Origin of the sequence: Mediterraneibacter sp. ICN-202921, from assembly GCF_037890075.1 — a bacterium.
Classification (GTDB): Bacteria; Bacillota; Clostridia; order Lachnospirales; family Lachnospiraceae; genus Mediterraneibacter; species Mediterraneibacter massiliensis.
Genome location: NZ_JBBKBE010000032.1, coordinates 1 through 2391 on the forward strand (window position 1 = coordinate 1; position 2391 = coordinate 2391).

Consider the following 2391-nt stretch of genomic DNA (forward strand, 5'->3'; position numbering starts at 1 on the left):
CGAAAATATAAAGTTCTTTTATTTTTTCATTTATCTTTTTCATGGTTTCTTTGGAAAATTTTATTCCGTATAGAGGTTGCCATTTATTTTTGGGATTGCAAATACGTATTTTGCTAATAGTACGAATCTGTTCTATTTTTGCTATGCTTCCAGTCTTTAATAAGACAATTTCGTCTCGTAGTTGTTCAAGTGCCGTTACATATTTATCCATATCTGCAGAATTTTGAGATATTTTATCTTCTAATTCAGAAATTCCTGTTCCAGAGAGATCGGCATCAGAAAGATGTAAAATTTTCTCTAAAGTGCCAAGTAATCGTTGATTTTCTTCTAGCTGTCTACGAGATTCTTGCAAATTAGAGCGTAATTTCAACGCTAACTTTTCGTACAACTCATTTCCGAGAAAAATGTCACGTTTATATATTGCTTTCCCCGTCTTTAATGAGCTTAATGGAACCACAGTTATAGAAGCAGCATTATGATAGTTATGTTTATCCAAAACAACGGCATAGTGTTTTCCGCCAAATTCGCTACCAACACCAAAACCAAAGTCAACAAAAAGAATATCCCCTCTTTTGTATGATATATTTCGAGTAGGATTGAAATTTTCCTCGAAATTAATCATGTTAGTATAAGTTCTTATCCACGAGGATATTAAATGTGCTTTTTTCAAATGCTCTTCAGAAGAATCATTGATAAAATGTTCTAACATTCTGTTTAATGCTTTTATAGCTTCTTTTTTGTTTTGTATAACATCATCTTTTGTAAACTCTTTTGACATCTCTTTCCCTCTTCCTTTGTATTTATATAATCGCTGGGGCGGTTATACCAATAATCATTTAATGTGCGAACCATTTTGATTTGTTTTTATAATAATTTTATCAAAACAAAAGTATAATAAGTCGCAATTGCCATATTAGCTATCCCAGAGAGAAAAAATAATGTTGAGAGTATAGCTGTATCCAAGAATATCCATATTACAATTGATAAGAAAAATAATATGATTCCAGTTAATATGTTGGACAAATATATATATTCATGGTAAGAAGCACGTAAGCGTTCTTTTTTTTGCTCATTTTTTGGGACCGCTAAGTATATAGTCAATATGGTAAGAAGTACACCTATAAATGAAGCGGAAACATCTATTAGTGTAGAAATTTTATCAGAACTAACCTTAAAAATGTTGAATTTTTTTGATAGGATGAAACAAATGGCAAAAATTAATGATGGCATAGCAAAGTTAGAATAGTATTTTAAATAACTTTTTATTTTTTTCATAACCATCACCTCCATATGTTCTAATGGCATAGATTTTCTATTGAGATAAAGCCTCTATAAGCCTCTGTTCTATGTAGTCAATGTTTGTTGCGGTATCCTCAGTTAATTCAAAAGGCATATTTTTTGTATAGACAGACTCTATGAAATTTATTGTTTCATCCAATCCATATTCGTTTTTTCCAATCAGTTGTATTGATGCAAAATCATCTTTTTTATCATGTGACACTGAAAATACTCGATCAATAAATGAATTATCTTTCTGCGAAAGTTTTATGTTTACGGAGTAAGACTCATATTCGAAGTCGCCTAAGGTTTCAACTAAAGGAGCAATATTTTCTTTAGAACGCCCTTTTGCAAACTGTAATTTCAACCAATTAGATTGCTTTAAGTTTTTTGCAGCTTTTTTTACATCTTTTATTTTCTCTGGAGCAATATAAATTTGCAACATATTATTAGATTCTTTGTATATAAATTCTATCAAAATATTGTGAAGAGATGAAATACTTTTTTGCATAATTGTAGCCATACGATTTTTCTTTGTGTCTATCAAAAAATAAGTATATGTTTCCAAGTGGCTGTCAGACATCTCCGATGTATAAGGAGTTCTTTCAAGAGTTTTATTATTCCTTACTTGCCAAAAGTTCGTAATTTTTACTGCATTTTCTCTTGAACATGCACCAAAGATAATCGAGTCTTTAACATCTATAATGTCTATGCAATAAGTTTCATTCTCATAATTTATTGTATAAGTGCTACTCGGTTTCAAAAAATCACAAAGTATATCGAAAGTAGCCCTTGAACCGAAATTGTTTAAAAATGAGGGCTGTGCTTGAAATTGATAAAATTTTATAAGCTTATTTACACTCATTCGTACCTCCACACAAACGTCAGTTCGCATAAATAACGTTTTTTTATATGGAGCTATATTGATTATTAGTGTGCAGACGCTTCAATTTCCTGTACATCTGTTTTTTCAAAATCTTCATTTGTTATATGTTTTAAAGCATGTTCGTAGGCGGAAATTCTGCCCTGATCTGACAGCTTTGCATTAATCAGGATAGTATAACTTCCATCTTCATTTTTTATCACCATTTCATTTCCACTGTTGGGAAAATT

At 30.6% G+C, this 2391-nt stretch carries 4 protein-coding genes; all 4 read right to left on the bottom strand.

Features of this window, described 5'->3' with window-relative positions:
* A partial coding sequence (locus WKT01_RS13635) for a type II toxin-antitoxin system PemK/MazF family toxin (protein ID WP_340312749.1) occupies positions 1-778 on the bottom strand: 778 nt, incomplete at its 3' end.
* Positions 779-864: 86 nt separating this feature from the next.
* Positions 865-1275 carry a hypothetical protein gene (locus tag WKT01_RS13640; RefSeq protein ID WP_340312750.1) on the bottom strand — a complete coding sequence of 137 codons (411 nt, stop codon included), beginning with the start codon at positions 1273-1275 and terminating at the stop codon, positions 865-867.
* A gap of 37 nt (positions 1276-1312) precedes the next feature.
* On the bottom strand, positions 1313-2143 hold the full coding sequence (locus tag WKT01_RS13645) for a hypothetical protein (RefSeq protein WP_340312751.1): 831 nt from the start codon (positions 2141-2143) through the stop codon (positions 1313-1315).
* 65 nt (positions 2144-2208) lie between these two features.
* A partial coding sequence (locus WKT01_RS13650) for a hypothetical protein (RefSeq protein WP_340312752.1) occupies positions 2209-2391 on the bottom strand: 183 nt, incomplete at its 5' end.

Coding starts and splice junctions, on each gene's coding strand:
- WKT01_RS13640 (WP_340312750.1), bottom strand. CDS start 1,275: ATGAAAAAAATAAAAAGTTATTTAAAATACTATTCTAACTTTGCTATG.
- WKT01_RS13645 (WP_340312751.1), bottom strand. CDS start 2,143: ATGAGTGTAAATAAGCTTATAAAATTTTATCAATTTCAAGCACAGCCC.